The following is a 26,391-nucleotide window of genomic DNA, read 5'->3' on the forward strand; positions in this document are numbered from 1 at the left end:
GATTAACTCATTGCTGATGTTGTAGGGGTGCAAAAAGTTGCGCCCCTACTCATAGGAATCTTAATGACAAATTCTGCCCCTTGTCCGGGAGTAGAAAAACAACTAAGTTGTCCGCCATGTTTTTCTACTATCTGATAGCTGACAAATAATCCTAAACCTGTGCCTTTACCTACAGGTTTAGTGGTGAAAAAAGGATCAAATAATTTTGATTGTACTTGTTCATCTATTCCTAAACCATTATCGGCAATAGTTATACACACCCATTTTTCATCAATTATTTCAGTTTTAATTTGAATTTCAGGGCTATTCTTTAACAGACCATTAACTGGTGAATCTTCTAATGCATCAATGGCATTAACAAGAATATTCATTAACACCTGATTCAGTTGAGAAGGATAGCAGGTGATATGAGGAAGTTTTCCATATTTCCGGTTGACTGCAATTTCAGGATATGGATATTTAGCTTGCAAGCGGTGTTGCAAAATCATTAAAGTACTGTCAATTCCTTCGTGGATATTAACTTGTTTGAGTTCTGCTTCATCTAGTCTGGAGAAGTTGCGTAAAGATTTAACAATTTTCTGAATTCTCTCTGCTCCTATTTTCATAGATTGGAAAATTTTAGTCATATCTTGGATGAGAAACTCTAAATCTATGACTTCTACTTGCTCTTGAATTTCTGGAGAAATATTCAGGCTATGCTGTTGATAAAGTTGTAATAATTTTAGTAAATCTTCAGTATATTTCTGGGCATAATGCAGGTTCCCATAAATAAAATTTATAGGATTATTAATTTCATGGGCAACACCAGCAACCATTTGACCTAAACTAGACATCTTTTCAGCTTGAATAAGTTGAGTTTGGGTAATTTGCAGTTTATTTAATGTTTCTTTAACAGCAATTGTCCGTTCTTCAACGCGGATTTCTAGCTCTTCATTCGCTTTTAAGATGGCTGCTTCTGCTTGTTTACGTTTCTGGATTTCTTTGGCTAATTCATCTATTTTTTTGTTGAGTAAGACAAAATTATTACTGGCTGTAGCCCTACTTTCTAAACGGAGGAGAATTAAAGCGGGAGATTCAGTAGACCAAGGTTGAATAACTGCTCCCTGACTACGACAGATTAACATTTGTCCATCTTGTTTGCGTAAAGTCAAAGTGCCAATAACCATTGCTCTGCTGCTTGCACAAGCTTGCAGGTACTTTGTGATTTCATTGGAAGACTCAGTGACGATATTAAAGAGTATATTTTCTCTTATTTCTTGACAGCGTAAACCTAGCATATTTGCCATTGGTTGATTGGCAGCTAGTAACTTACCCTCACTATTTACCAAAAGTAAAGGTTCTGGCAAAACTTTGGCAAGTTCAAGAAATTGTTCAGGAGTCATGAGGCTTCCAATTTCAGAGTTTGACTATAGTTAATAAACTGACATCTTGCACTGGTGGCTGTATGATAAATTTGCTCAGGTGGGTACTCTTTATACTCAGCGCCAAACCCTTATTTTTACCTTGCAGAAAGTGCCCACTCTACAAGTGAGGATTTGATCCGACTTCAGGTTCTAGTCCCCCAAAATATTCTCTACCTTCTACGTCTTCTGTTTCGGCTGTGGATTTTAAGTAAATAATGACTCTGCATCCGGAAGCACCCTCTGCTATGGTTTCTTGCAGTTCAACTTTGGCATAGTCTAAATTGTTAGCGGCTATGGTTCCAAATACATTTGAAGTCATCATACACATAGCAGGACGACCAATCACTTTTTCGGCAAATGGACAGACACGGTTGCCAAAGATAATTTTTTCATCATTCTGCTCAATCACGTAAAAATCGCCTTGAATGCGTCTTTTTAAATCAACCAAGACATCAGCCACTTGTTCACGGGAAAGTTTTGATATTTCCAAGGCAGATTTATACTCTTGGTTCATCTCCCTAGCCATGCGTTCACCGACTACACTAATAAATCCCGATGCTTCTTCTAACCCAACTATATCTTGTAGAGTACCAGATAATTCTCGAATCAATGTACGTAAAAATACGTCGCGCTCCAAAGGTAATTTGAGTGTTTCCATTGATTGGCTAACAGTATGATGCATAAATAAATTTTTTTAAGGATATAATTATATTTCCCTAAAAATTCATCAAAATAACTATTACTTATCTACAAGAATACATTTGTTCATAAAATTTATGTTAATTACTCTAACAAATGGGAATCGTGATGACAAATTCCGATCCTTGTCCTAGTAATGAATTCACTACTAAAGTTCCTTGATGTTTTTCTACAATAATTTGGCGGGCGATTGATAAGCCTAAGCCTGTGCCTTTGCCTATAGGTTTAGTTGTAAATAAATAATCAAACATGTTCTGCTGAACATCAGCCGACATGCCCACACCATTATCTTTAATGCGAATTAAGACATGATTTTGGTCTTCAGTCAGCCTAGTTTGAATCTTAATTTGATTGGGATTTGCTTCAATTTCACTATAGCTACGCCCGATGTTAGACTCTTCTAAAGCATCAATAGCATTGGCTAATAAATTCATGAAAACTTGATTCATTTGCCCACTAAAGCATTTTACTTCAGGTAAATTATCGTAATCTTGAATTACTTCAATGTCAGGACGACCCTCTGATAATTTTAAGCGGTGTTTGAGAATCATGATGGTGCTATCAATACCATCATGAATATTACAAGAAACTTTGCGATCGCTATCTTCTCTAGAAAAGGTGCGTAAGCTGGTACTAATGTTACGAATGCGCTGAATACTCTCTTTCATAGAGCCAATTAAGTTAGGTAAATCAGAACGCATATAATCTAAATCTATAGTTGCCATTTCCTGTTGAATTTCTGCAACTGGTTGAGGATAGTGTTGCTGATAAAGGTTAACCAGCTTAATCATATCTTGGAAATATAGAGAAGCATGGCCAAGATTGCCATAAATGCAACCAACTGGATTATTAATTTCATGGGCAATTCCTGCGACTAATTGACCAAGAGCAGACATTTTTTCTTTATGTACCAGTTGGATTTGTGATTCTTGTAGGTCTTTTAAGGCTTGGGAAAGTGCTGCTGTTCTTTCGTTTACGCGTTGTTCTAATGTTTTGGTGAGGTTTCGTAATTGTAAATGGGTATGAATTCTTGCTAATACTTCTTCTTCGTGAAAGGGTTTGATGATATAGTCAACTGCTCCTAAACCTAAACCTCTGATTTTAGTATCTATATCCGAAACAGCCGTCATAAAAATTATCGGTATATCACAAGTTGCTAGATTTTCTTTGATTTTTTTACATGTTTCTAAGCCATCTATTTTCGGCATCATGACATCTAATAAAATCAAGTCGGGCAATTTATTTTTAATTTGCTTCAGTGCTATTTCTCCATCTAAAGCAGTAGTAACTTTAAATCCGGCTTCTATTAATACTTCGGAGATAAATTCGAGATTTGTATGAGTATCATCAACGATTAGAATTAAGCTGTCTTCTGGGGAATTAGACATTTTTTTGGTTTATTGTAAGGATATTTTAGTTTTAATGGTGTATTTATATTTGAATATAAGTGCGTGCGCCACGCCAAAAAAAATCAAATATTGTGCCTATATTAAATTAATATTTCAGCTTGAACGGGAATAGTAATGAGAAATTCTGAACCTTGTCCCAACACTGCATTTATTTCTAGCAGTCCTCCATGTTTTTCTAAAATAATTTGCCTGGTGATGGATAATCCTAAAAAAGATAACTAAGGGATGATGAGGAGTGGTAAAAATCTGAATACACTTTTGAAATAATAAGTTGAAGCGATTTTGAGCAGCACTACCAGATAATTCAGGCAAAGCAGGCTGCTTACCAATGATACATTCAAGTTCGGGTATAACATCAGCGATCGCCTGACCATTTTCCCCTAATGCTGTTAAAATATCAGCTTTCCATTGGGCAATTTGTGCATCCCTTTCACGTAACAATTGCCCCATCAAATCCCGCAAGGCCTGCACCAATGCCGAAAAGGGGATATTACGCTGGAATTGGTCAAATTTCCCTTTGATAAAATAACCCCGTTGCTGCACGATGGGTTTATGCACTTCGTTGACAACAACTGTTTTACCAATACCAGAAAACCCCGCCACTAACATCATTTCCGTGTTTCCTTCGGTGACACGGGCAAATGCAGCTAGTAAACTGGCAACTTCGGCTTTTCTACCATACAGTTTTTCGGGAATCACGAAGCGATCGCACATATCCCGCATTCCTACAACGTGCTGACGATGTAGTTGATCAATGATTGAAACAATGTTCTCAGCAATATAGAGAAACTCACTCATATCCAGAGGATTTCCCTGCATCCATTCAATGATGCGATAGCCCGGTAGGTAAATGGAGATGTTTATCATCTTGAGTTTTCCTGAATGCTAATAACCGTCAAATGTTTGAGCATCTAAAATCATTTGGTAAGGCTAGATTACATAGCCCGCGGGCAAATTCTCACACCATTAGATTGCCAATAAGTCCGCACCGATGGACTTGGCAACCTTCTGTGAGTTTTATCGAGAGAAGTCACTTAGGTAGTGCCTACCCTTCTTCATCAGTTTTCCCAAAAATATATTGATTCTTTCAAGAAATACAGGAAACAAGCTCAGATATTCTATCTACCACATCTTTCCCTAATCCTGTATTTTTTAATTTTCTGATTTGTCATCCCCTTTAAGAATGATATATAGACATATAATAATTCAAATAACTACTGGCAAAGGAATAGTTTCATGTGATTTATCGATGATTTCGATAAAAGATAAAAATATTTTTTTATATAAAAAATGCGTGAAATCACTTATTCATGACTTACTATTAATAACTTTCGGAACTTGAAGACAATAATCAAAATTATAGAATTTTTACGGATATCATTTTCATAAAAAAAATAAACAATAGTTAATATGTTTACTTGTGAAATAGCAATCACACTTGAAAGTCTAAAGAGAAGTAATGTGAAGATAAACCTTAACCTGCTGACATTACTGACGAACTAATTAAACGAATCTAGTCAATATTGACTCTCTATGGCTAGATATACGTAATTATTCAATTATTTCACCATATTAACTATCTGACTTACAGGATTAATTTACCATAGTTGCAGATTATGTTAGTGCATTTTGCTCATAGGCAGCATAGTTTAATAGTTAATTTCGTCAATGTAATTATTCAGAGGAAGTAATCAATATGAAAGAAGTCCTTGCATTCATTGAAAATAAAAAGCAAGAATTTGCCAATGCACCTTTATTTGAATTTATGCGAAATCAAAGCATAGATCCCAGAAAAAGACTAGCTTGGGCACCATACGCCGCTCCTTTTATCATGAATTTTGGGGAAATGAACAAATATGTTTTCCGAGAAGAAGGAAGCCTTGATCCTATTCAGGCAATAATTAACAAACATACTTACGAAGATGACCATCATTGGCGATGGTTTATCGAAGATATTAAAAATTTAGGTGTTGACCAATCATTAAAATTTAGTGATGCCTTGAAATTTCTTTGGAGCGAAGAAACAGAACCCTCTCGCTGGTTAGTTTATCAACTTTATAAATATACTTTACAAGCCAAACCCATCCAAAAACTAATAGTAATTGAAGTGATTGAAGCCACAGGTAATGTTATGTTTTCCATTGGATCTGAGGTTGGTAAAGAAATTCAGTTAATTACTCATAAAGAGTTGTTATATTTTGCTAATTTCCATTTAAATGTAGAAACTGGGCATACTACCGGCTCACCTGGAGGAGAAGAATTTATTAAAGAAATTCAACTAACAGAAACTACTCGTCAAGAAGCGTTTGAACTAGTTGAAACAGTATTTGATGTTTTCACTAAATTCACAGACAACCTTTTGGTTTATGCAGAAAAAGATTGCATGAAGCAAAAAATAAAAATTTAGTCAATTAATTGTACAAACGTACCTAACAGAATTAAAAAGGTAAAACCATGAACGTAGTTGCAAACATTGAATACTTAATTATCGGTGCTGGTCCTGCTGGATTACAGTTAGGCTATTTTCTAGAACAATCCAATCGTAATTACTTGATATTAGAAGCAGGTAATACTCCTGGAACTTACTTTAAAAATTTTCCCAGACATAAAAAGTTGATTTCGATTAATAAAGTTCATACAGGTTATGAAAACCCAGAGATTAACCTCAGATGGGATTGGAACTCTCTCTTAAGTAATAGCGAGGAAATGAAGTTTAAGAATTACAGTAGACAGTACTTTCCTCATACAGATGACCTTGTGAGATATCTTGGTGATTTTGCCTCACACTTTAAGCTCAAAATTCAATATAATTGCCAAGTGTCCAAAATTGCTAAAAGTGAAAAATTTATTGTTGTAGATAGTAATGATAATGTTTATTCAGCAGATCGTCTCATCATCGCTACAGGTTTTTCTCAATTATATTTGCCACCAATTCCTGGTATCGAGTTAGTAGAAAAATACACTAATGTCTCTATAAACCCCGAAGATTTTGCCAATCAAAAAGTATTAATTATCGGTAAAGGTAATTCAGGATTTGAAACTGCTGATAATCTAGTTGCTACAGCAGCATTAATTCATATAGCTAGTCCCAACCCAGTATCGTTAGCTTGGAAGACAAGATATGTGGGACATTTACGGGCGGTTAATAATAACCTTTTAGATACATATCAATTGAAATCACAAAATCTAATTTTGGATGCAACTATTACAAAGATAGAGCGCCAAAATAATAAATTTGTAGTTTCTGTGATTTATACTCATGCCTACGGTGAAGAAGAAGATTTAGTTTATGATCGTGTAATAGCTTGTACCGGATTTCGTTTTGATGATTCTATTTTTGACGAATTATGTAAACCCCAGTTAACTATCAATAATCGCTTTCCCGAACAAACCAGTTCATGGGAATCAACCAACATCAAAGACTTGTATTTTGCTGGAGTACTTATGCACATGCGGGATTACAAGAAAAAGCAATCTGGCTTTATTCATGGATTTCGCTACAATATCCAGGCTTTATATCAAATTTTAGTTAATAAGTATGATCATCAAGAGTTACCATTTCAAGTAGTAGACTGTACTCCAGAGAAATTAACAGATTCTATCATTAAGAGGATAAATATCAGTTCCGGTTTATGGCAACAAACTGGTTTCCTCTGTGACTTACTTGTAATTAATTCTGATGACAAGATAGCAAAATACCATGAAGATATACCGACTGATTACGTACATGACAGTGATTTAGGCCAGCATGAACACTATTACATAATTACTTTAGAATTTGGGCTAGATATTATCAATGCAAGTCCAGACCCGTTTGCCATCGAACGTGTCCACAAAGATGATGTTAATAATGCTGCTCAAAGCCCTAGTCTTCACCCAATTATTCGTCGCTACTCTGGTTCTACTTTGATTTGTGAACACCATGTGATTGAAGATATAGCCAGCGAATGGTTGGAAGATGTACATGTTCAGCCATTGCTAGAATTTTTGCAAAATCAGCTATCAAGCAAAGTAGTGATACCGATATTAGCCTCATCAACTTTCCCATAAATTAGTTAATTCCTCTTGTTGCGTTAGCGCAGCTTACCGTAAGTAGCTTTCTTCGGTTGTCAAGGTGACAATGTACTTTTTCTTCGGCATCAGTGCTTAGTGTCTTTTGAGGCTATTACTTTTAGATTATTTTCCCTGACTTTATCTCTCAATTCAAACTTTACAGAGTACTATGGCGCTGACTACGTTTTGAAAAAGCTTCAAACAAAGATGGAAATTCAGCATATTTGTATTATTGGTGCTGGTATTAGTGGTCTAGCCGCAGCTAAGACATTTATAGAAGAAGGTTACGAAGTCACGGTGTTCGAGAAACAGAAGCAACTCGGTGGGGTGTGGGAAGCTTCTCGGACTTATGTGGGACTAACTACCCAGAATCCTCGTGATACTTATGCTTTCTCTGATTATCCCATGCCTGCATCCTACCCCGAATGGCCTACATCTGAGCAGATGCGGGATTACTTGGAATCTTATGCACAGCACTTCGGCATTGTCTCGAAAATTCGCTTTCAAACAGAAGTCACTCAGCTAAAGAAAAAAACCGGGATACAACCAGGATGGATAGTTAATATCAACTCCCAGGATGATGCTAACGGTAAGGCAAAATATGAGCAGCATGAGTTTGATTTTGTTGTCGTGTGCAACGGTATTTTTAATATTCCCAAGATGCCTTTATTACCTGGTAAAGAGGATTTCATCGCATCTGGAGGGCAGGTGCTACATTCTACAGAGTTTAATGACAGTTCTCTATTGAAAGATCAGCAGATAATCATTGTAGGCTTTGGTAGGTCTGCCACTGATATAGCTAACTACGCTGTTCCTTTAGCCAAAGAATGCACGATTATTTTCCGTCACACCCTGTGGAAAATACCGAAATTTTTCTTAGGTTTGGTTAACTTAAAATATATTTTGTTAACTCGCTTTGCAGAAGCTTGGCTTCCCTACCGCCAATTGCAAGGCATAGAATGGGGGCTACATACTATAGGAAAACCCTTGGTATGGTCTTTTTGGAAGATTAATGAAATTATTCTCCGCCTACAGTTTGGTCTTGATGCTTGTGGAATGATACCTGATAAGCCATTGTATAAATCAGTTAACTGTTCTAGTGCGATCGCTCCCACCAGTTTTTATAAGTATTTATCTTCTGGTAAGCTTAAGGCCAAAAAGACTGCGATCGCACGGTTTGTCTCCAACGGCGTAGAACTAGAAAATGGAGAACAGTTGTACGCAGACATAGTTATCTTTGGGACAGGCTTTCGCCAGGATGTTCCCTTTCTCGAACAGAAGTATCGTCAACTTCTCATTGATGATCAAGGCTACTTCCACTTGTACCGCAATCTTATTCACCCTCATATCCCACAACTAGGTTTTGTGGGTTACAACTCTAGTTTCTTTTCCCAATTAACATCTGAAGTAGGAACGTGGTGGTTAGCAGAGTATGTCAAAGGTAATTTAGTTTTACCGTCATCCTCCGAAATGACTCAGGAGATGGAAACAGACTTGCACTGGAGAAAGACTCAGTGGCCTACAGGTGGAGGGAATGGCGGATGTATATCACCGTTTAATTTTCATCATCTTGAGCAACTGATTCAAGATATGAAAGTTAGCAATCACCAAAACCCTTGGCAGCGATTTACTGAAATCATGATGCCAGTCAATCCATCTGCTTACACATATATTCGCCAACAGTTGCAGAGAAAAAGGCTGACATCCGTAAATAATTACGATATTCAGTCAGACAACATAAATCCTCAAGGTTTGTAATCAGGACTTTAGTCCTCAAAAAAGAGATTAATTAGCATATCGGTATTTCAATTACAAACTCACTCCCCTTACCCACTTCAGAATTACAGGTTAGCTGACCCTGATGTTTATCCACAACAATCTGATAGCTAATTGACAAACCCAACCCTGTGCCACTACCCACTGGTTTAGTAGTAAAAAATGGATCAAAAATTTTCTGTTGTACAGATGCTGTCATACCTAGTCCATTATCAACAAACCGAATCTTTAGGATATTTGAGCCTACTAATTCAGTGCTAATCCAAATTGTCGGACTGGCAATTTTTTCTTGGCTAACTTCTGAAATATCTAAAGCATCAATTGCATTACTGAGAATATTCATAAACACTTGATTGAGTTGGCTAGCATAACAAGTAACTTCTGGGATTTGTCCGTATTGCTTAATGATGGCAATTTCTCGGTGATGTTTATCAAAACTAGTTTTTTTAAGTCGATGTTGCAAAATCATTAAAGTGTTATCTAATCCCTCATGAATATCTACAGGTTTCATTTCTGACTCATCCAGGCGTGAGAAGTTACGCAAACCTAAAACAATATTGCGGATACGCGTACTTCCCACTTTCATGGAATCCACAGTTTTTGGCAAGTCGGCTGCGAGAAAATTTATATCAATTTTTTCAGCTTTTTCGGCAATTAACTGTGAAGGCTGGGGATACTCTTGTTGATAGATAGCAATTAATTCTAGTAAATCTTGAACATATTCACTAGTATGAGCAATGTTGCCATGAATAAAGTTAATAGGGTTATTGATTTCATGGGCAACTCCCGCTACCATTTGCCCCAAAGATGACATTTTTTCACTTTGAATTAATTGGGTTTGGGTGCGTTGTAATTCTTGTAATGCCTGTTGTAAACTTTGGTTGTTTTTATTAAGCTCTGCTGTTCTTTCTGCTACTTTTTCTTCTAAAGTATGGTTATATTCTTCTAGCTTTTCTTTAGCTTTTGCCAAATTTGTGTAGAGCATGGCATTTTCTAAAGAAATAGTAGCTTGAGTAGTTAAAAGCTTGAGAACTTCTAGGCGATCGCGTGTAAATGCTCCCGTAGTCAAATTATTTTCTAGGTAAAGAATCCCCAGTAACTTACTTTGATTAATCATGGGGATACACAACAAACTTTTTGGTGATTCACGGTTAATATAGATATCTGCCACTAAGGAAGTTTGGCTTTTGGCATCATCAATAACCAATATTTCCCTAGTTCGTTTGACGTAGTTAATTAAGGAAATTGGCACATCATAGCTCGACTCTAAACTAATTGAGGGAAACTGTGTCTGGGTAGAAGCGAATGTTGAACTAGAACTGACAGATGTAACTGTTAATTCTGATTCATTTCCAGTACTCAAGATTAGAACACACTTAGAAGCTCCGACATTTTCCATCACAACTTCCATTAAGGTTGAAAGTAGTTCCGGCAACTCAATTTCTCCAGACAGTGCTTGATATGCTTTAATCACGGCGGCTAAATCTAGCATATCTGACATACTAGTATTAGAGCCAACAACAGTTTCATTTGTACTCACAATAGATTGAGTATTAGGCGTAGATCCAGTAAGCTTAAGTTCAGATGTAATTTTTTCACTAGGATGTAAACTCAGTTGTTCTTGTTGGATAATAGAAGACAATAATTGAGGATAGCGTTTTTGTAAATCATTTACTTTCGCTAATGCACCCCAGTGAACATAACCATAGTAAGCATCAATTAAATAAGTTTGGGCAATTTTCTGCTTGCCCCATTCTAGATAAAATTTACTTGCAATTTCGTTAGCAAGAGCTTCTTCATGGATATAATCATATTCTTTGGCAAGAGAAATTGCACGATCAAAATATTCTATTGCCTCAAGATAATTTTTGGATATTCTAAATATTTCAGCTTCGACTAAATAAACTTTATGCAAATGATTACTGGGAATATATTCTGCCCATATACGCATTTTCTTTTGATTATTTAGCACTTTACTTAATATTTGTGCTTGATTTACCGGAGTAGCATTATGATATGTTGCCAACAATGCTAGAGAATCATAAAAATAAAATTGTGGAACAACAAACTGTCCTATTCCACTCATTAAATATTGCTCTGCTAGGACAGAATTTTTAACGGCTTCAGTATAATTGCCAAATAGATAACATAAATTTAGTTTGCATACATAAACATACAAAAGTGCAATTCCATCATTAACCTTGATTTGCTCTGGCAATATTTTTACTTCATCATAAGCTTCCCCAATTAACTGACAAGGATTTAGCACAGCACCCATCAAATTCAATACTGTCTGTCGATAAATTTCAATCCATAAAAAGACTGCATCTTGTTTGAGTTGGTTAGCGGTATAACTGTAGTTTGCCATTTCCTTTTCGAGAGTTGTCAATTCCTTGCCGCTAAAATATGCAATGTAGGAGTAAGAATATAAAGAGTACGCCGCGAATTCTAAATCGCCTGTTTCTAGCCCAGCAGTATAAGCTTCTAAAAGAGGTTGGAGAGTTTCTCTAATAGGTTCTTGCCAATGTCTAACATGGGCATTAAATGTCTGGTTAACTTTCGCTTTAATTTCTTTAATATTGAACTTTGATAATAAACTAGTACCTAATTTGCCAAACTGATAACCAAGTTCAATTCCTCCTGGTGACCCACAAAGCATTAAACCATAAGTAACATAGGCAAAAGCTGATAAGGGAGAATTTCCATATTTAAGTGATAAGTTAATTTGTTTTAAGCAAATCAGAGGCATCAATTCAGGCATAGCTTGATAAGCAAAAGCAATTGCACCAGATAAAATACGCATTATTGCTTTTGCTTCTATTACCATCATTTCTGGCAAATCAATTAATTCCTCAATGCTACGGTTAGCCAAAGTTGCAGTGACTATCTCCATTTCTTGCTGAATATCAGTCTGAATAGGATATTCTGGGAATTCTACTCCCAATGACTTCAAAAATACCAGTGCTGCTTTAACTGCTTCTTGTGCTTTCCCTTGCGCCCCATATGCCTGAATTTTAACTTCATATACTTTTACTTTTTCTAGCAGTGTATTAGCCTTTGCCAACACAACTTGGACAAGTTCTTCTGTTTGCTCAAAGTCTCCATTCAAATATGCTGCTTCTGCCGCAGTTTCATACAAAGCTAAGGTTAATTCATATTGATGATCCCAACAATTACCTGCCAGCAGTTCAATTCCAGTAGTTAAATACTTCATAGCCATTGAGTAAGCTGTTGATGCTACAGCTTTACATCCAGCCGTTAAGTTCATTGCAGCTAATTCATCTCGTTGCGCTGGATTAGTGATGAATTCCACTGCAATGTTAAACTGATTAACTAATTCAAAAATCTTATCTTCCTGTTCTTCAATGGAAGTATTTTTCAACAAAAGTAGCCCAATTTTTAAGTGAATTGGTTTTTTTTGGTCTAGAGGAATCAAAGAATATGCTGCTTGTTGTACACGATCATGTACAAATTTATACTTTGTTAGTTGATGGTTAGTATTAGAGGATGTTGTGTGCAATTCTCCTTGATGGCAAATTGCTTGTTGTTTATTACTTGTTTCTGCTAATGAATTTTCATTTTGAGGTAAAATTAATCCATCTAGTAAAGCAGGCCAAAGATCTGCTGCTGTATCCACAACAGTTTTTTCATGGATAATAGCCAGAGTTTTTAAATCAAATTCACTCCCGACACAAGCAGCAAACTTTAATAATTTGTTAGTATTTTTTGGCAATTTTTCAATTTGAATTGCCATAAATTCTACTACATCATCTGTGAGTGACAATGCTTTGATTTTTGCAAGATCATATTGCCAATGACCAATATCAAAGTTTAGTGTAATTAATCCATCATCATGTAAAGACTTGAGAAATTGAGTGATGAAGAATGGATTACCTTTGGTTTTGGCAAATACCATTTGTGTCAAAGGAACAGCAACTAAGTCTCGACAATGAAGTGTATCGGCAATCAAATTGTTTAAATCTGATTGGTTTAATGGTGCCAGATTAATAGTATTAATAGTTGCTTTTTTGTCGGCAATTTCTTGCAAAGTCAAAGTCAATGGATGTGCAGCCGATACTTCATTATCTCGGTATGCCCCTATCAGTAATAAGTTACCTTGCTTTTCGGATATTTTCTGGATTTCTCCAGTCAGAGTAGAAGAGGTAGCTTCACTCATTAATAATTGAATAAATTTCAAAGAAGCCGTATCTGCCCATTGCAAATCATCGAGAAAAATTACCAAAGGTTGTTCTTTAGTTGTAAAAACTTGAATAAATTTTTGAAATAATAAACTAAACCGATTATAGACAGCACTACCAGAAATTTTCACTACTGGTGGTTGTTTGCCAATAATCTTTTCAAGTTCGGGAATTACATCAATAATTACTTGAGCTTGTGTACCCAAGACAGATAATATTTTTTCCTGCCATTGATTAATTTGAGCATCATTTTCTGATAATATTTGTCCAATCAAGTCTCTAAATGCTTGTATCAATGCTGATAAAGGAATATCACGTTGAAACTGATCAAATTTACCTTTAATGAAGTAACTACGCTGTCGTGCAATTGGTTTATGCACTTCATTTACTACAGCAGTTTTGCCAATTCCAGAGAAACCCGTGACTAATATCATTTCATTGTTACCGTTTGCCACACGGTCAAAAGTAGCAAGTAGGTTTTCAACTTCACGTTGACGACCATATAGTTTTTCAGGAATCACAAAACGGTTAGATATGTCTCGACCTGCTAATTCAAAGGGTGTAATTTGTCCTTTCTCTAGCCACTGATTTTGGCATATCTCTAAATCATGCTTGAGTCCATGAGCACTTTGATAGCGGTCTTCGGCATTTTTCGCCATCAACTTGCTAATTATTTCAGATAAAATTAAAGGAATATGAGAATTAATTTGACTGACTTTAGGTGCTTCTTTAGCAATATGAGAGTAAACTAACTCCATTGGTTCATTGTTACTGAAGGGTAATTGCCCAGTTAGGAGTTCAAAAAAGGTCACACCTAAAGAATAAAAGTCAGTGCGATAGTCTATACCTCGATTCATCCGTCCCGTTTGTTCAGGAGAAATATAAGCTAGAGTACCTTCTAAAACATTGGGATTTGTAATGACTTGAATTTCTTTTGGTAACAAGGTAGCTAGACTAAAGTCGATGATTTTAACTTCATTAGTTGTGGGGTGAATAAGAATATTTCCGGGTTTAATGTCTTTGTGAATGATGCGATGGCGATGTAGTTCTTCTAGGCTGGAAGCAACTTCAATGGCGATGTGGAAAAATTCGCTTAAAGAAACAGACTTCTTCCCGTTTGCTAACTGCTGTCGTTGCCAATCTTTGAGAGAGATACAGCCAAAATCTTCCATAACTAGGACATAACCGTTGCGGTAAGTTTCTATGCTATGGGGTTTGACAATCCCAGATAGTTCTATGTTTTGGGTAATAGTGTATTGATTACGGAACTGAGCAATTTCGGCAAACGTAGGATATTCATTCCGCATCAGTTTGAGGATGACGGGTTGTTGATCCTGTTCTCTAATGCCCCGATAAACTAAAGTTTTACTACCTGAATAAATTTGCTCAGTAATGCGATAACCAAGTATGGGATATAGCGGATCTAATACTACTGACATTCTTGCCTATGCTCACATATTGCTTTCTATATTTCATTATTCCCAGTACAGAAAACTAATTATCGTTAGCCTATTAACTAATTTTTTTTTGCTTGCTTATACAAGCTATGAAAAATCAAAGCAGACTACTACGTATGTGAACGCAGATTATATCTAATGTGAATTAATTGTGATTTAGACAAGCTTAGTCCCCTGATGGAACAACGGGGTATTTCAATTTACAGCCATTATTAATTGATTGAAACAGTAAAAAGCCTGCCTTTACCCTTAAATAGAGTATATTTTGGCAGGGCTATGGGATAGATAATTCCACTGTATTGTCTTAAAAAATTGATCGTGCCACAGCGCGATCGCATCTTTACATTTTTCCACTTATGGGAAGATTAGTTAAATTTAGCAATCAAACTGGATTACTATAGCAAGTACAAATACTACTTGATCTTTTGTTTGATAAAGGTCACTACCTGTGCTAACTGTTTTTTCAAGCCGTCGATTTCCGCCTGCATTTTGATCATTTTTTCATTTAATGCATTGATTTCGGCTGAAGCATCTGACTCAATATCAGAAATAGTTGTTGCAGTAGTTGTGACACCAGATGTAACTACCGTGCCATTTTTAGTAGCAACGGCCGTTGCTGTACCATTTTTGGCAGCAACGAGTGATATTGGAACTGCTTCTGGGCGAGGCTTTTTAGCCTTAGACATTGCTAACTTAATAGCATTGATTAATTGCTTCTGATCAAAAGGCTTTCCTAAAAATTCAAAGTATTCAAAAGGTTCGGTAAGTTTTTCCGTTACCTCCTCCTTACGACCAGACATGATAACCAAAGGGATTTTTCTCAATTCAGGCTGTGCTTGCACTTGCTGAAAAACTTCCCATCCGCTCATTTTAGGCAGTAAAAAGTCCAACATAATCAAGCTGAGTTTTTCCTGACGGATAAAATTCAGTCCTTCTAAACCGTCTTTGGCTTCTAATACCTCAAAATTGCCTGGAGGCAACATTTCTCGTACTTTTACCCTGACAACTGTAGTGTCATCGATAACTAAAATTTTGTTACTTGCCACGACTTATTGCTCTAGCAGAAATTTTAAGTGTAAATAACGGCATTGCCGATTGACCGTGAGAATCCTCCCACTATATCCAAATTCTTTATTGATTGGGGGATAGTATATTTCGGTATAAATGTCATTGTTGGAGGTATTTTAAAAAACTAGTGCTTATATTCGGGAAAATCTATGTCATGGTGATATTTAAGGCTTAAACCTTGCTTCAGTGCAGAGGAAATTTGCCCCAAAATACTTTTGAATCTTGCTTGGATGTCTATGACTTCGTTACAACCAGCCCAACTCAAGTCAGAAATAACGGCAATGCCTAGCTGGTTACGTCGCCCCATTGCTAAAGCTAGTGAGCTTTCTACCGTACAACGGATTATTAAGCAACGCCAAATTCACACGATTTGTGAAGAAGGACGTTGCCCTAATCGCGGGGAATGCTATGCCCAAAAAACTGCAACTTTTTTATTATTAGGCCCTGTTTGCACACGCTCTTGCGCTTTTTGTCAAGTAGATAAAGGTCATGCACCAATGCCTATTGACCCAGAGGAGCCGCAAAAAGTAGCAGAAGCCGTACAGCTTTTGGGATTGCGTTATGTAGTGTTGACTTCTGTTGCCCGTGATGATTTGCCAGACCAGGGCGCAGGGCAGTTTGTCAAGACAATAAATACAATTCGTCAGTTAAACCCAGATACGCATATTGAAGTACTGACACCAGATTTTTGGGGTGGTATTGGTTCTGGAGAATCAGGGCAACGACAAAGAATATCCGCCATTGTGACAGCTAAACCAGCTTGTTTTAATCACAACGTGGAAACAGTTAGGCGGCTAACTGGCCCTGTGCGTCGGGGAGCCAAGTACGATCGCTCGTTGCGAGTGTTGGCTATAGTAAAAGAAATCGACCAGACTATCCCCACTAAATCAGGCTTAATGCTGGGACATGGCGAAACGAGAGAGGAAGTCATGGAAACTATGACAGACTTAAGATCTGTGGGGTGCGATCGCTTGACAATTGGCCAGTACATGCGTCCTTCTTTAGAACATTTACCAGTACAAAAATACTGGACACCAGCAGAATTTGATGAACTAGGCAACATAGCACGGCAAATGGGATTTAACCATGTCCGTTCTGGGCCGCTGGTGCGTAGTTCTTACCATGCGGGTGAAGAATGAGTGGGGAAATGAGGGCAATGAGAAAGATATTGACCAATTCCCAATCCCTAATACCCAAACACAAAAATATTTTTAAAGAATTTGGGCATTGGGTACATCTGTTTGGTATTTCTTAAAAAGTTATGACATGAGGAGAACCATTTATGGCTAAAGTTCAAAGTTCCCCAGTTGCGAACAGTGGAGCTAAACCCCCATACACTTTCCGTGTGGGTTGGGCGTTGCTGTTATTAGCTGTTAACTTTTTGGTTGCAGCCTTCTACTTCCACATCATTGAATAATTAGAAGTGGAATGGTGCTGCTTAAATCGTTCCTTTGAATAAACCTTTGGGGCGAATGAGCAGCACCAAAATCATGATCAACAAAGCTATACCTTGTTTATACTGAGAACCCAGCCAGAGGGTGCTGAGTTCTTGGGCTACACCAATGATTAAGGCTGCGGCGATCGCTCCGTAGGGATTACCGATACCACCTAATATTACTGAAGCGAACAAAGGTAAAATTAGAAACCATCCCATGTTGGGGCGTACCGCCGTAATTAACCCGTACATACTGCCACCCAATGAGGTAAATGTACCCGCAATCAGCCAAGTCCAGAGGATTACTTGCTCTACGTTGATGCCAGATACTCTCGCTAAATCTAAATCGTCTGCCACAGCCCGCATTGCTTTACCAATTTTGGTATTTTGCAACAGATAGTGCAACGCTAAAATGGCCAGCACAGCTAACCCCAATACCAAAAGTTGATTTTGCGGTATCTTTAAACCGAAGATATCCAACGCCGCAGTTACAGGCACATTGTAGTTTCGGTTCTGTCCACCCCAAAGAAAAATAATCCCATTGCGTAAAAATAGAGCCAGTCCAATAGAGATAATAATCAGTGTGGTGGAAGTGGCACGAATAGAACGCATCCTTGACCACAATAATTTTTCTGATAACAGCATTGCCCCTACAGTCCCGACTGTTGCCAGAATCATGGACAACCAAATATTGATTCCGGCTGTATTTACTAATAAAGTGAGATAAGCTCCCAAAGTCAGAAAATCACCGTGAGCAAAATTAGATAACCGTAAAATCCCGTAGGTAAGTGTGAGTCCTACTGCTGCTAGAGCAATAATACTTCCTACTGCAATGCCGTTGACGATGAGTTGAGCAATTTGTGTATCCATCAGTTTTTACTAAAATAGTTAATCCCCAAAAATTTTAGGAAATTAATTGCATACAAAAATGTTGGTTTTACCAGTGACAATCGACACTACAAGTTATAAGTTATAAACAAACGAAAATTGTGAGTTAATATACATAGAATCTTGTTCGTATTTTTGTGCCAAGTCAAACTTGTTCAGCGGTCTAGTTGACCATGCAGCAGTATTCAAGCTTACCAGAACAGAACTCATCGTTAGATGTCACGCCCACACTTTTGAAAACAATTCAGCAACTTCGTGCGGAGTTGTGGCTGGAACGTAGCTTGAACCAGTTGCAAAATCTCCTTAACGATCGCTTGCTTTGTGTTTGTAGCGTTGTCTCACAAGCCAGAACCACAGAGGCGGAAATTTTCCAAACTGTGGTGAACCATCTCGACATTGCTTTGAATAGTATTACGGTAGCGATCGCTTTATTTCAACCCCAGGCAAAAATTGCTGAAGTTTGTTATGTTTCTGGGTCACCGTATCGAGTTGCACAGCAGCCACTTTTACAACATTCCCAAAAAAGACTGCAATTAAAATTGCACGAAGCCATCGCACTCGAAGATTTACATCAACTTGAAAGCCAACAACCACAATATGTCTGGCGCTTAAGTGATGATGCTGGCAATATTATGGGCTGGCTAATTATCGCTAAAGCCACCCCCAGGACTGATGGTAAATCACTTACAGCATCCCAAACTCAACTGCGATCGCAATTGCTCACACAAGCTATTCAGCAGTGTATGGCTGCACTCACACAACTGAAAAAAATAGCCTCTTTGCAGCAAAACTCTCAACAGCTTGGTAGTTCTAATGAGCAACTCAAGCGCACTAATCAACTTAAAAACCAGTTTCTAGCTAATACCAGTCACGAAATCCGTACGCCCCTAAGTTCGATTATTGGTTTCACTCACCTGCTTCTAGCTCAAGGCTACGATCCAACCAGGGAACGCCATCAAGAGTATTTAAATATTATTCAGTCTAGTGGGAAGCACTTACTCACCCTCATCAATGATATTTTAGACCTTTCCAAAATTGAAGCTAACCAGCTGGAAGTTGAATGGGAAAATGTGAATGTGCCAGAGATGTGCCGCAATGTTTTCGCATTGCTGAAGGAGAAAGCCGCTAATAAGAATTTGAAATTGTGCCTAGAAATAGACGCCGATGTCAACAGCCTGGTTGCTGATCCCTTAAGATTGAAACAAATGCTGTTGAATTTGCTGTTTAATGCCCTGAAGTTTACTAGCACAGGTACTGTTGGCTTAAAAGTTTTACCCAAAGATGAATTTGTGCATTTTACAGTTTGGGATACAGGAATTGGGATCTCTCCAGAAAATCAAGCTCTACTATTTCAACCTTATTTCCAAATTGCCAACGCTGTCACTAGTCGTAATGAAGGTACAGGTTTGGGATTAACAGTGACTCGTAAGTTGGCTGAACTTCATGGTGGTCGAGTGACAGTGGAATCATCCGTTGATCAAGGCTCGCGGTTTACGATTATCCTGCCCCTAAAACCTCTTGAGGAAGTGGGGGAAAATGAGGCAGATGAGGCAGATGAAAAGGTAGAATCGACAATCATTAATCCCAGTTCCTCTTTAGAGATTTTGTTGGTGGAAAATGATTTTCCTAATGCCGAATTGATGCGAATTTATCTAGGTAAACGGGGATATCAGGTGACTTGGGTCAAGAATGCTGCTGAAATGTGGGCAGTTCTCACACAGATCAACCCGGTGGTAATTTTAATGGATATCCAACTTTCTGATGCTAATGGTTTAAATTTGCTTAAGCAGCTACGAGCCAAACCAGAGTATCAGATGATTCCAGTTATTGTTCAAACAGCAATGGCCATGAAAGGCGATCGCGAAACTTGTTTGGCCGCTGGGGCTAATGATTATCTTTCTAAACCGCTGGATTTACCTCTATTAGCTAATCTGGTGTCCAAGTATAGCAACCCCAAAATCTCAGTGGATGAGTGATTACAATAGAATTGATTGGGTGCTGTAGGCTTTTGCCAGGATTGGGAAGTGATGTTGACAGAAAAATTTGAGCAATTAAAAGTCTTATTTAAAGATATGGAGCAGGCTTTGATTGCCTACTCTGGGGGTATTGATAGTACTTTGGTTGCCAAGATTGCTTATGATGTGTTGGGCGATCGCGCTTTGGCTGTGACAGCTGTTTCGCCTTCGCTGTTACCAGAAGAGTTGGAAGATGCGAAAATTCAAGCCGCAACTATGGGGATTCCCCATAAAATTGTCCACACTCACGAAATGGACAATCCCAATTACACTTCTAACCCTGTCAATCGGTGCTATTTTTGCAAAAGTGAATTACATGACACTCTTAAACCTTTAGCGTTGCAGTTAGGTTATCCCTATGTAGTAGATGGGGTGAATGCCGACGATTTGCACGATTATCGCCCAGGGATTCAAGCAGCTAAAGAAAGAGGCGCGCGATCGCCTTTAGCTGAAGTTGGCGTAACTAAAGCTGAAGTCCGGCAACTTTCGCAAGAACTTAGTTTACCTTGGTGGGATAAACCCGCTCAACCTTGTCTCAGTTCTCGGTTTCCTTATGGTGAGGAAATTACTGTTGCCAAATTGCAAAGGGTCGGTAGAGCAGAAATTTATCTCCGAAAATTAGGATGGCAGAATTTGCGCGTACGTTCGCAAGGCGATACAGCGCGGATCGAATTACTGCCAACACAAATCAAAGATTTTGTCTTAACTACAGATATACAAGCAGTAGTTTCTAAATTTCAAGAGTTGGGATTTCTTTACGTCACCCTCGATTTAGAAGGTTATCGTAGCGGCAAATTAAATCAAGTTTTAAATCAGCCTGTTGTCATGACTAATTAGTCATTGTTTATTTCCCCAGTTCTAAATAATTTCTGCTTCCACAGACACCAAAACACAACCGTTGATCCTCCAGGTATTATCCGGCTGTTTTGCCATAAAATATAAACCCCTCAGGGGAACACCATGAGGACTCAGTAACAGTACTGTCTGAGTAATATTGCCTTTGATGGTTGTGATTTTCTCAAAAAATACAGAACGGGGACGATAAACAGCCGGGTAGCTATTTCTTACCATTTGGATAAAGTTGTCCGCGGTATATTGCTCTTGAATTTCGGGACTGGCAAAAGCAAAAGCAGCTTGAGCGTCATCCTGTTGAAAAGCTTGAATTTGGTTTTCAATTATGGAACGGATGGCAATAGCGTCATTGTCGGTGATTTCCATAGGTTTTAAAATAGGTTTTAGAATAGCGATCGCTCAATTATTTTGCTGCGTGAGCTTGAATTCTGTTTCTTGCAGTGCCTCACGCCAAACATCATATCCATCTTGAGATAGATGCAAACCATCTGTAGTTAACTCTTGGCGCAAATTGCCTTGAAAATCTGTAAACCAATCATAAATATTTAGATAATTAGCTTTTTCTTGTTGAGCAATCAAGGCCAGTTGTGTATTAATTTGACGAATACGGCTATTAGAAATTGATGACAGGCGCGTTGGCAAAATTGATTGCACAATTATCTGAGTATTTGGGTGAGCCTGTTGCAAGCTACGGATAATCTGCCGATGATTACGCAAAATTTCTTCATCACTATTGCCTCTTCGTAAATCGTTAATTCCAGCCATGATATAAATCACATTCGGTCGTGTTGCGGCAAATGCCTGCAATCTTTTGGAAATTCCTCCAGAAGTATCTCCAGATATGCCTTGATTCAGCCACAATTTACCAGTAGGCAATTTTTCTTTAGGAAACCACATGCTCAAGGAATCACCAACTAAAATACCTAAATAATTTGCGCCTTGACCTTGGCTGATGGCTTTAGCTTCTAAAATTAATAACTTTTTCCAATCTTCATAAGTTAGTTGATGCTTCTTCGCTGAATTCCACAGTAATTGCGAAGTCTCATTATCCACACGTGTATAAATCTGACCTGTTTTTAAAGCTGCCAACCTTTGGTAATAAAGTTGCTTGCCTGATATCAGTGGGTGGTTAGATGGATGAGGATGAGGATTCAGGAATGAATCTGGTGATTCTGGTAATCCTTGCTTATTCAATTGCGGTAAGGAGATATCAAGGTTGGCAATGTTTTTATCACCTGTTTTTGACTGGGAAACCTGACTAGATGTTAATACTGAATTGCTGAACTCTGATAATGACCTGTCAAAGCTAGCAATGTTTTTTTCATCCACTGTTACCTGTAACCCCTGTATGAAATTCCACATAAATTGAGAACTTTCTGGCAGGATGATCGACAGATGAGGAGGCGCAGATGCTGGTATTACCAATCCTGTTAACAAGCCTATTGCCAACAGATATGAATCCCTTATCACTTTGTCTCTCCTCATTTTTACTGCTTTTCCCTATGACAGTATCAATTAGCTGTGTTCAGGAAAATTTTACTGAGATTTAGTTATTATTTTTATTTACACTGTATTGTATAGTTGTGTAAACCAGCTTAACAAGATTATGTTTGACAATTTACAATCTCTTTAAGACATATCTTTCAATACTTCAGCTAGTTTTATTTATTAAAATTCTTTGGTTAAAAGTATTTTTTTAGCGACAAAGTTTAGATTTATTCATTTATAACTTTTGGTTTAGAGTATAAAACCTACTAGGATAAATAAGATTACACTTTCCATATCTCAGATTTCCAGATGCGCTTAAACATATGTATGTAGTTTATAGCACATTTGAACTTTGCTCTAGTTGTATATAACAACTTTGTAAGAAGTGCTAAGATTTAGGCGAAGTATTAATGTTTCCCGGTTATTCTGTGGCTAGAGCGAGTACAGCAATTGGTGTTAGTCCAATCATTAAGGAGATTGTGCAAAAACAGGCACATTCAACACGTTTAACCCTCAAAGAAGTTATTCTTATGGGGATGTTAGCTATTGACAAGCTAGATGATCAAAGCCGTCAAGAGTTAGCCGACCAAGTTCATCAAATGCAAGTGAATGGAGAGATTTGAGTGAGTATTTATGAGTTATTAACTTTAGCTTTCCACTCCTCACCCTTAAATTCATCTGCCTATCGACTAAATCGATAACGACTTCCTACAACATAATCCTCATTAATTTCCAAAGATATCCATCGGCGCTGTAAATTTTCAGCCACAAACCCGGTTGTATTGGAACCTGAAAATGGGTCTAACACTATATCACCTTCATCAGTTAAAAATTTGATGAAAAATTCAGCGAAACCTTGAGGAAACCTCGCTGGGTGGGGTTTAATTCCTGCTGCTTTACAGCTCCGTAGATACACACTATTAGATTCAGTATTAGGGATTTCTAGCAAATTCGGTGGAATTGCACCTTGGTTATCTTTTTGAAATTTCTGAGAAATATCATGTCCACTCGGACGAAGTTGGGCTTTATAGCCATTCTTCAGTAGTTTCTGCATACTTTGGCTATAAGGCTTCAATACTTTTCTATTGTCTGCTTTAGGTTGTGGGGTTTTTGATAGCCACCAAACGACATTTACTGAATCTTTCACACGAATTCGTTTGATGGTCACCCACTGAGCTGGAGTAGGTAATCGCGCAGGGTTATAATGATAGAATTCCTGTGCGAGAAAAAACCCGACTTCTTTACATAATCTGACTAAAAGTTCATATTGGTATATACTCCGTACGGGGTTACCAGGTAAGTAAGCACCGCCTAGATCTAAAATAAATGAGCCATTATCTACTAATACTCTTTTGAACTCGTATGCAAAAGGTAGAAACCACTCAGTATATTTTTCAGCACTTTCATTACCATATGCTTTTTTACGTGTGAGAGCAAATGGCGGCGATGTCAGGATAAGATTAATGCTATTTTGATCAATTGATTTAAGAATTTCTAGACTATCGCCCAAATATGCTTGTCCAAACTTTTGGGTGTAATAAGGGGTTAAGATTATCTCTTTTGGTGAGTTTTTGGTTTCTTCTGGCAAGAGTTATAGCTAGTTAGAAATTGGATAAATTTATATTTATTAAAGTAAATTATATATAATTTACCAGCTAATAAAGGATGGGTAAAAGCCCACCCTCTGCATAGCTGAAACTCTACCACTTTTTGTATGGGAGAAATTTGCCAGACATAATGATTTTAACGCGATCGCCTTTGGGGTCTACTTCTTTTTCGACATCCAAGGTAAAGTCAATGGCGCTCATAATCCCGTCACTAAACTTTTCCTGAATTACCTCTTTAATAGGGTAGCCATAGACTTGCATAATCTCGTAGAAACGATAAATCAAGGGATCAGTCGGGACAATTGGCCCTAATCCTTTAACTGGGTATGCAGTCAATTCTTGAATATAGATAGGAGCTAAGTCCAATGCTTCTACCAATAATTTTGCCTCTTCCTCAGAGGCGCTAGCTTGACGGTAAAATACAGCAGCAATCCATACTTCATCACGTCCGATAATTTTTTCTAAATTAGCAAAACTCAATCCTTTCTCTTGTTTGGCTTCTAAAAGCTGTTGCGTAATTTCGGGAATTGACATGTGATAACTTTTCTCGTCAGTTAATTTTGCAAGCAGAGAAAAATTTTAACATTTTATTCAGAGTCGTGATGCGATACAGGAACCTCGTCAAGACTTTCAAAATTCTGGATTATTTTGTAATGTGTCCGCTTTACTGGTTCTTTGGCTTTGCCATAACCTGTATCCAACTCTTCCCAGTTCAGATGTGGCTCAATTTTTATGATTTTTGGCATTGGGACTGTACCCATTCATGTAGCTGCTAGGGCAGTCATTAGTGTCAACTTCAATAAAACCCCTAAAAACTCTCGTTTCTAGGTAAAACCTGGAAATGCACTATGAGCAGATCTGCCGCTAATCAAGAAAGTCAGAACCTACCAAGAAGCATTCCCAGTCAGAATCTAGGAACAATAAAACTTTTTCTAGCTGAGATTTTACGTTAAGTTGACACCCATGAGTCATACTGTGCCCACCTTATGCCCTGACAAGAGATTCTGTCTTAGTGTTGTACATTGCCAAAACCACTTAAATAGCAACTCCCTCCAGTAATGGAAAACCCAATTTTTCCCTTTGCTCAACATATAAATGAGCTACCTTCCGTGCCAAATGACGAATCCTAGCAATGTAACGAGTTCTCTCCGTCACCGAAATCACACCTCTGGCATCCAACAAATTGAAGGTGTGTGAACACTTCATTACATAATCTAAGGTGGGTATAACCAATCCTCGCTCTGTCAACTGGGTAGCTTCTTGCTCATATAAGTTAAACAATGTCAGCAGCAACTCAGGATTTGACGCTTCAAAGTTGTAAGTACACTGCTCAATCTCACTTTGCAAGAAGACATCACCATAAGTAATGTTGTCCGTCCACTGAATTTTTGTAATTGCTTCCACTTGCTGGAGATACATTACCAGTCGTTCCAACCCATACGTAATTTCAATCGACACGGGACGGCAATCAATGCCCCCACACTGTTGGAAGTAGGTAAACTGAGTAATTTCCATCCCATCTAACCAAACTTCCCAACCAGTACCCCAAGCTCCCACCGTTGCATCTTCCCAGTTATCTTCCACAAACCGGACATCATGATCTTCAGGACGAATACCCAAAGCCCTTAAAGAATCAAGATAGATCTCTTGAATATTATCGGGTGACGGCTTAATCAGAACTTGGTACTGATAATAGTGTTGAAACCGATTAGGATTTTCGCCGTAGCGCCCATCAGTAGGACGACGACATGGTTCAACATAAGCAACAGACCACGGTTCCGGCCCCAATGCCCTTAAAAATGTATGGGGATTTTTAGTACCCGCACCCTTCTCGATATCGTATGGTTGGGCAATTAAACAACCTCGTTGACCCCAAAACTGATGCAATGAAGTAATAACAGACTGAAAATTCACGCTCTACCCTCTCTTAATCAGCAAAGTGCATAAACCATTGTTTCCTACAACCTAGCACTGTGGGGAGTTTCAGAGGACTTTTAAAAAAGAAATGGCAAATTGAGAAAAAAGTAGTTGACAAAGAAGTG

At 37.9% G+C, this 26,391-nt stretch carries 20 protein-coding genes and 1 pseudogene; 8 read left to right on the forward strand and 13 right to left on the reverse strand.

Translation table 11 applies throughout. The features are described from left to right. Positions 1-2: 2 nt before the first annotated feature. The 4 genes and pseudogenes from ACM0OT_RS11040 to ACM0OT_RS11055 all read right to left on the reverse strand — a co-directional run. Entirely contained in the window at positions 3-1,382 is a 1,380-nt protein-coding gene (locus ACM0OT_RS11040) for an ATP-binding protein (protein WP_414564395.1), read from the reverse strand. A 139-nt stretch (positions 1,383-1,521) separates the two neighbouring features. Beyond that, positions 1,522-2,085, reverse strand: coding sequence for a methanogen output domain 1-containing protein (locus ACM0OT_RS11045; RefSeq protein ID WP_414564396.1), 564 nt, complete (start codon positions 2,083-2,085; stop codon positions 1,522-1,524). A gap of 106 nt (positions 2,086-2,191) precedes the next feature. Continuing rightward, entirely contained in the window at positions 2,192-3,490 is a 1,299-nt protein-coding gene (locus tag ACM0OT_RS11050; protein WP_414564397.1) for a response regulator, read from the reverse strand. Between the two features lie 231 nt (positions 3,491-3,721). Continuing rightward, a pseudogene (locus ACM0OT_RS11055) lies at positions 3,722-4,240 on the reverse strand (ATP-binding protein); the annotation flags it as partial. Between the two features lie 967 nt (positions 4,241-5,207). Here ACM0OT_RS11055 and ACM0OT_RS11060 point away from each other — a divergent pair. From ACM0OT_RS11060 to ACM0OT_RS11070, 3 genes are all read left to right on the forward strand, one after another. Further along, entirely contained in the window at positions 5,208-5,918 is a 711-nt protein-coding gene (locus ACM0OT_RS11060) for a hypothetical protein (RefSeq protein WP_414564398.1), read from the forward strand. A 47-nt stretch (positions 5,919-5,965) separates the two neighbouring features. After that, positions 5,966-7,561 carry an NAD(P)-binding domain-containing protein gene (locus tag ACM0OT_RS11065; protein WP_414564399.1) on the forward strand — a complete coding sequence of 532 codons (1,596 nt, stop codon included), beginning with the start codon at positions 5,966-5,968 and terminating at the stop codon, positions 7,559-7,561. A gap of 210 nt (positions 7,562-7,771) precedes the next feature. After that, positions 7,772-9,322, forward strand: a complete 1,551-nt coding sequence (locus tag ACM0OT_RS11070; RefSeq protein WP_414564400.1) for a flavin-containing monooxygenase — start codon at positions 7,772-7,774, stop codon at positions 9,320-9,322. A 31-nt stretch (positions 9,323-9,353) separates the two neighbouring features. Here ACM0OT_RS11070 and ACM0OT_RS11075 read toward each other — a convergent pair whose 3' ends face one another. Beyond that, positions 9,354-14,978, reverse strand: a complete 5,625-nt coding sequence (locus ACM0OT_RS11075) for an AAA family ATPase (protein ID WP_414564401.1) — start codon at positions 14,976-14,978, stop codon at positions 9,354-9,356. A 431-nt stretch (positions 14,979-15,409) separates the two neighbouring features. Next, positions 15,410-16,042, reverse strand: coding sequence for a response regulator (locus ACM0OT_RS11080; RefSeq protein WP_414564402.1), 633 nt, complete (start codon positions 16,040-16,042; stop codon positions 15,410-15,412). Positions 16,043-16,300: 258 nt separating this feature from the next. On the opposite strand from ACM0OT_RS11080, the gene lipA reads away from it, so the two are divergent. Both lipA and ACM0OT_RS11090 read left to right on the forward strand, forming a co-directional pair. Next, on the forward strand, positions 16,301-17,203 hold the full coding sequence (gene lipA / locus ACM0OT_RS11085; protein WP_414564403.1) for a lipoyl synthase: 903 nt from the start codon (positions 16,301-16,303) through the stop codon (positions 17,201-17,203). A gap of 143 nt (positions 17,204-17,346) precedes the next feature. Further along, complete coding sequence (locus ACM0OT_RS11090; RefSeq protein WP_414564404.1) at positions 17,347-17,481, forward strand: photosystem I protein PsaX; 135 nt, start codon at positions 17,347-17,349, stop codon at positions 17,479-17,481. 21 nt (positions 17,482-17,502) lie between these two features. On the opposite strand, the gene ACM0OT_RS11095 is transcribed toward ACM0OT_RS11090, so the two are convergent. Continuing rightward, on the reverse strand, positions 17,503-18,369 hold the full coding sequence (locus tag ACM0OT_RS11095; RefSeq protein ID WP_414564405.1) for a branched-chain amino acid ABC transporter permease: 867 nt from the start codon (positions 18,367-18,369) through the stop codon (positions 17,503-17,505). 191 nt (positions 18,370-18,560) lie between these two features. Here ACM0OT_RS11095 and hrmK point away from each other — a divergent pair, with 191 nt between their 5' ends. Both hrmK and larE read left to right on the forward strand, forming a co-directional pair. Continuing rightward, positions 18,561-20,363 carry a hybrid histidine kinase/response regulator HrmK gene (gene hrmK, locus ACM0OT_RS11100; RefSeq protein ID WP_414564406.1) on the forward strand — a complete coding sequence of 601 codons (1,803 nt, stop codon included), beginning with the start codon at positions 18,561-18,563 and terminating at the stop codon, positions 20,361-20,363. Positions 20,364-20,414: 51 nt separating this feature from the next. Further along, on the forward strand, positions 20,415-21,239 hold the full coding sequence (gene larE, locus ACM0OT_RS11105) for an ATP-dependent sacrificial sulfur transferase LarE (RefSeq protein ID WP_414564407.1): 825 nt from the start codon (positions 20,415-20,417) through the stop codon (positions 21,237-21,239). Between the two features lie 21 nt (positions 21,240-21,260). On the opposite strand, the gene ACM0OT_RS11110 is transcribed toward larE, so the two are convergent. Then, a complete protein-coding gene (locus tag ACM0OT_RS11110) occupies positions 21,261-21,620 on the reverse strand; it encodes a DUF4864 domain-containing protein (protein ID WP_414564408.1) in 360 nt (119 codons plus the stop codon). Between the two features lie 33 nt (positions 21,621-21,653). Continuing rightward, positions 21,654-22,721 (reverse strand): SGNH/GDSL hydrolase family protein, encoded by a 1,068-nt coding sequence (locus ACM0OT_RS11115; protein WP_414564423.1) that lies wholly within the window; start codon positions 22,719-22,721, stop codon positions 21,654-21,656. Positions 22,722-23,152: 431 nt separating this feature from the next. Between ACM0OT_RS11115 and ACM0OT_RS11120 the strand changes: the two genes are divergently transcribed. Further along, positions 23,153-23,365 (forward strand): hypothetical protein, encoded by a 213-nt coding sequence (locus ACM0OT_RS11120; protein WP_414544897.1) that lies wholly within the window; start codon positions 23,153-23,155, stop codon positions 23,363-23,365. A 59-nt stretch (positions 23,366-23,424) separates the two neighbouring features. Here the strand turns inward: ACM0OT_RS11120 and ACM0OT_RS11125 are convergent, their stop codons facing one another. The 4 genes from ACM0OT_RS11125 to glyQ all read right to left on the reverse strand — a co-directional run bounded on the left by ACM0OT_RS11125 (position 23,425) and on the right by glyQ (position 26,263). Then, positions 23,425-24,330 carry a DNA-methyltransferase gene (locus ACM0OT_RS11125; RefSeq protein WP_414564409.1) on the reverse strand — a complete coding sequence of 302 codons (906 nt, stop codon included), beginning with the start codon at positions 24,328-24,330 and terminating at the stop codon, positions 23,425-23,427. 112 nt (positions 24,331-24,442) lie between these two features. Then, positions 24,443-24,883: a cyanase gene (gene cynS, locus ACM0OT_RS11130; protein WP_414564410.1), complete on the reverse strand. Its 441-nt coding sequence runs from the start codon at positions 24,881-24,883 to the stop codon at positions 24,443-24,445. Positions 24,884-24,936: 53 nt separating this feature from the next. Then, positions 24,937-25,095, reverse strand: coding sequence for a hypothetical protein (locus ACM0OT_RS11135; protein ID WP_414564411.1), 159 nt, complete (start codon positions 25,093-25,095; stop codon positions 24,937-24,939). Positions 25,096-25,384: 289 nt separating this feature from the next. Beyond that, positions 25,385-26,263 (reverse strand): glycine--tRNA ligase subunit alpha, encoded by an 879-nt coding sequence (gene glyQ, locus ACM0OT_RS11140; RefSeq protein WP_414564412.1) that lies wholly within the window; start codon positions 26,261-26,263, stop codon positions 25,385-25,387. Between the last annotated feature and the right edge of the window lie 128 nt (positions 26,264-26,391).

The sequence above is a fragment of the Anabaena sp. CCY 9613 genome, from assembly GCF_963920895.1.
In the GTDB taxonomy this organism is placed as follows: Bacteria; Cyanobacteriota; Cyanobacteriia; order Cyanobacteriales; family Nostocaceae; genus Cyanocohniella.

Excerpts from the sequence above, each read along its gene's own strand:
- ACM0OT_RS11040 (WP_414564395.1), bottom strand. The coding sequence starts at position 1,382 with ATGACTCCTGAACAATTTCTTGAACTTGCCAAAGTTTTGCCAGAACCT.
- ACM0OT_RS11045 (WP_414564396.1), bottom strand. The coding sequence starts at position 2,085 with ATGCATCATACTGTTAGCCAATCAATGGAAACACTCAAATTACCTTTG.
- ACM0OT_RS11050 (WP_414564397.1), bottom strand. The coding sequence starts at position 3,490 with ATGTCTAATTCCCCAGAAGACAGCTTAATTCTAATCGTTGATGATACT.
- ACM0OT_RS11060 (WP_414564398.1), top strand. The coding sequence starts at position 5,208 with ATGAAAGAAGTCCTTGCATTCATTGAAAATAAAAAGCAAGAATTTGCC.
- ACM0OT_RS11065 (WP_414564399.1), top strand. The coding sequence starts at position 5,966 with ATGAACGTAGTTGCAAACATTGAATACTTAATTATCGGTGCTGGTCCT.
- ACM0OT_RS11070 (WP_414564400.1), top strand. The coding sequence starts at position 7,772 with ATGGAAATTCAGCATATTTGTATTATTGGTGCTGGTATTAGTGGTCTA.
- ACM0OT_RS11075 (WP_414564401.1), bottom strand. The coding sequence starts at position 14,978 with ATGTCAGTAGTATTAGATCCGCTATATCCCATACTTGGTTATCGCATT.
- lipA (WP_414564403.1), top strand. The coding sequence starts at position 16,301 with ATGACTTCGTTACAACCAGCCCAACTCAAGTCAGAAATAACGGCAATG.
- ACM0OT_RS11090 (WP_414564404.1), top strand. The coding sequence starts at position 17,347 with ATGGCTAAAGTTCAAAGTTCCCCAGTTGCGAACAGTGGAGCTAAACCC.
- ACM0OT_RS11095 (WP_414564405.1), bottom strand. The coding sequence starts at position 18,369 with ATGGATACACAAATTGCTCAACTCATCGTCAACGGCATTGCAGTAGGA.
- hrmK (WP_414564406.1), top strand. The coding sequence starts at position 18,561 with ATGCAGCAGTATTCAAGCTTACCAGAACAGAACTCATCGTTAGATGTC.
- larE (WP_414564407.1), top strand. The coding sequence starts at position 20,415 with ATGTTGACAGAAAAATTTGAGCAATTAAAAGTCTTATTTAAAGATATG.
- ACM0OT_RS11110 (WP_414564408.1), bottom strand. The coding sequence starts at position 21,620 with ATGGAAATCACCGACAATGACGCTATTGCCATCCGTTCCATAATTGAA.
- ACM0OT_RS11120 (WP_414544897.1), top strand. The coding sequence starts at position 23,153 with ATGTTTCCCGGTTATTCTGTGGCTAGAGCGAGTACAGCAATTGGTGTT.
- cynS (WP_414564410.1), bottom strand. The coding sequence starts at position 24,883 with ATGTCAATTCCCGAAATTACGCAACAGCTTTTAGAAGCCAAACAAGAG.
- ACM0OT_RS11135 (WP_414564411.1), bottom strand. The coding sequence starts at position 25,095 with ATGCCAAAAATCATAAAAATTGAGCCACATCTGAACTGGGAAGAGTTG.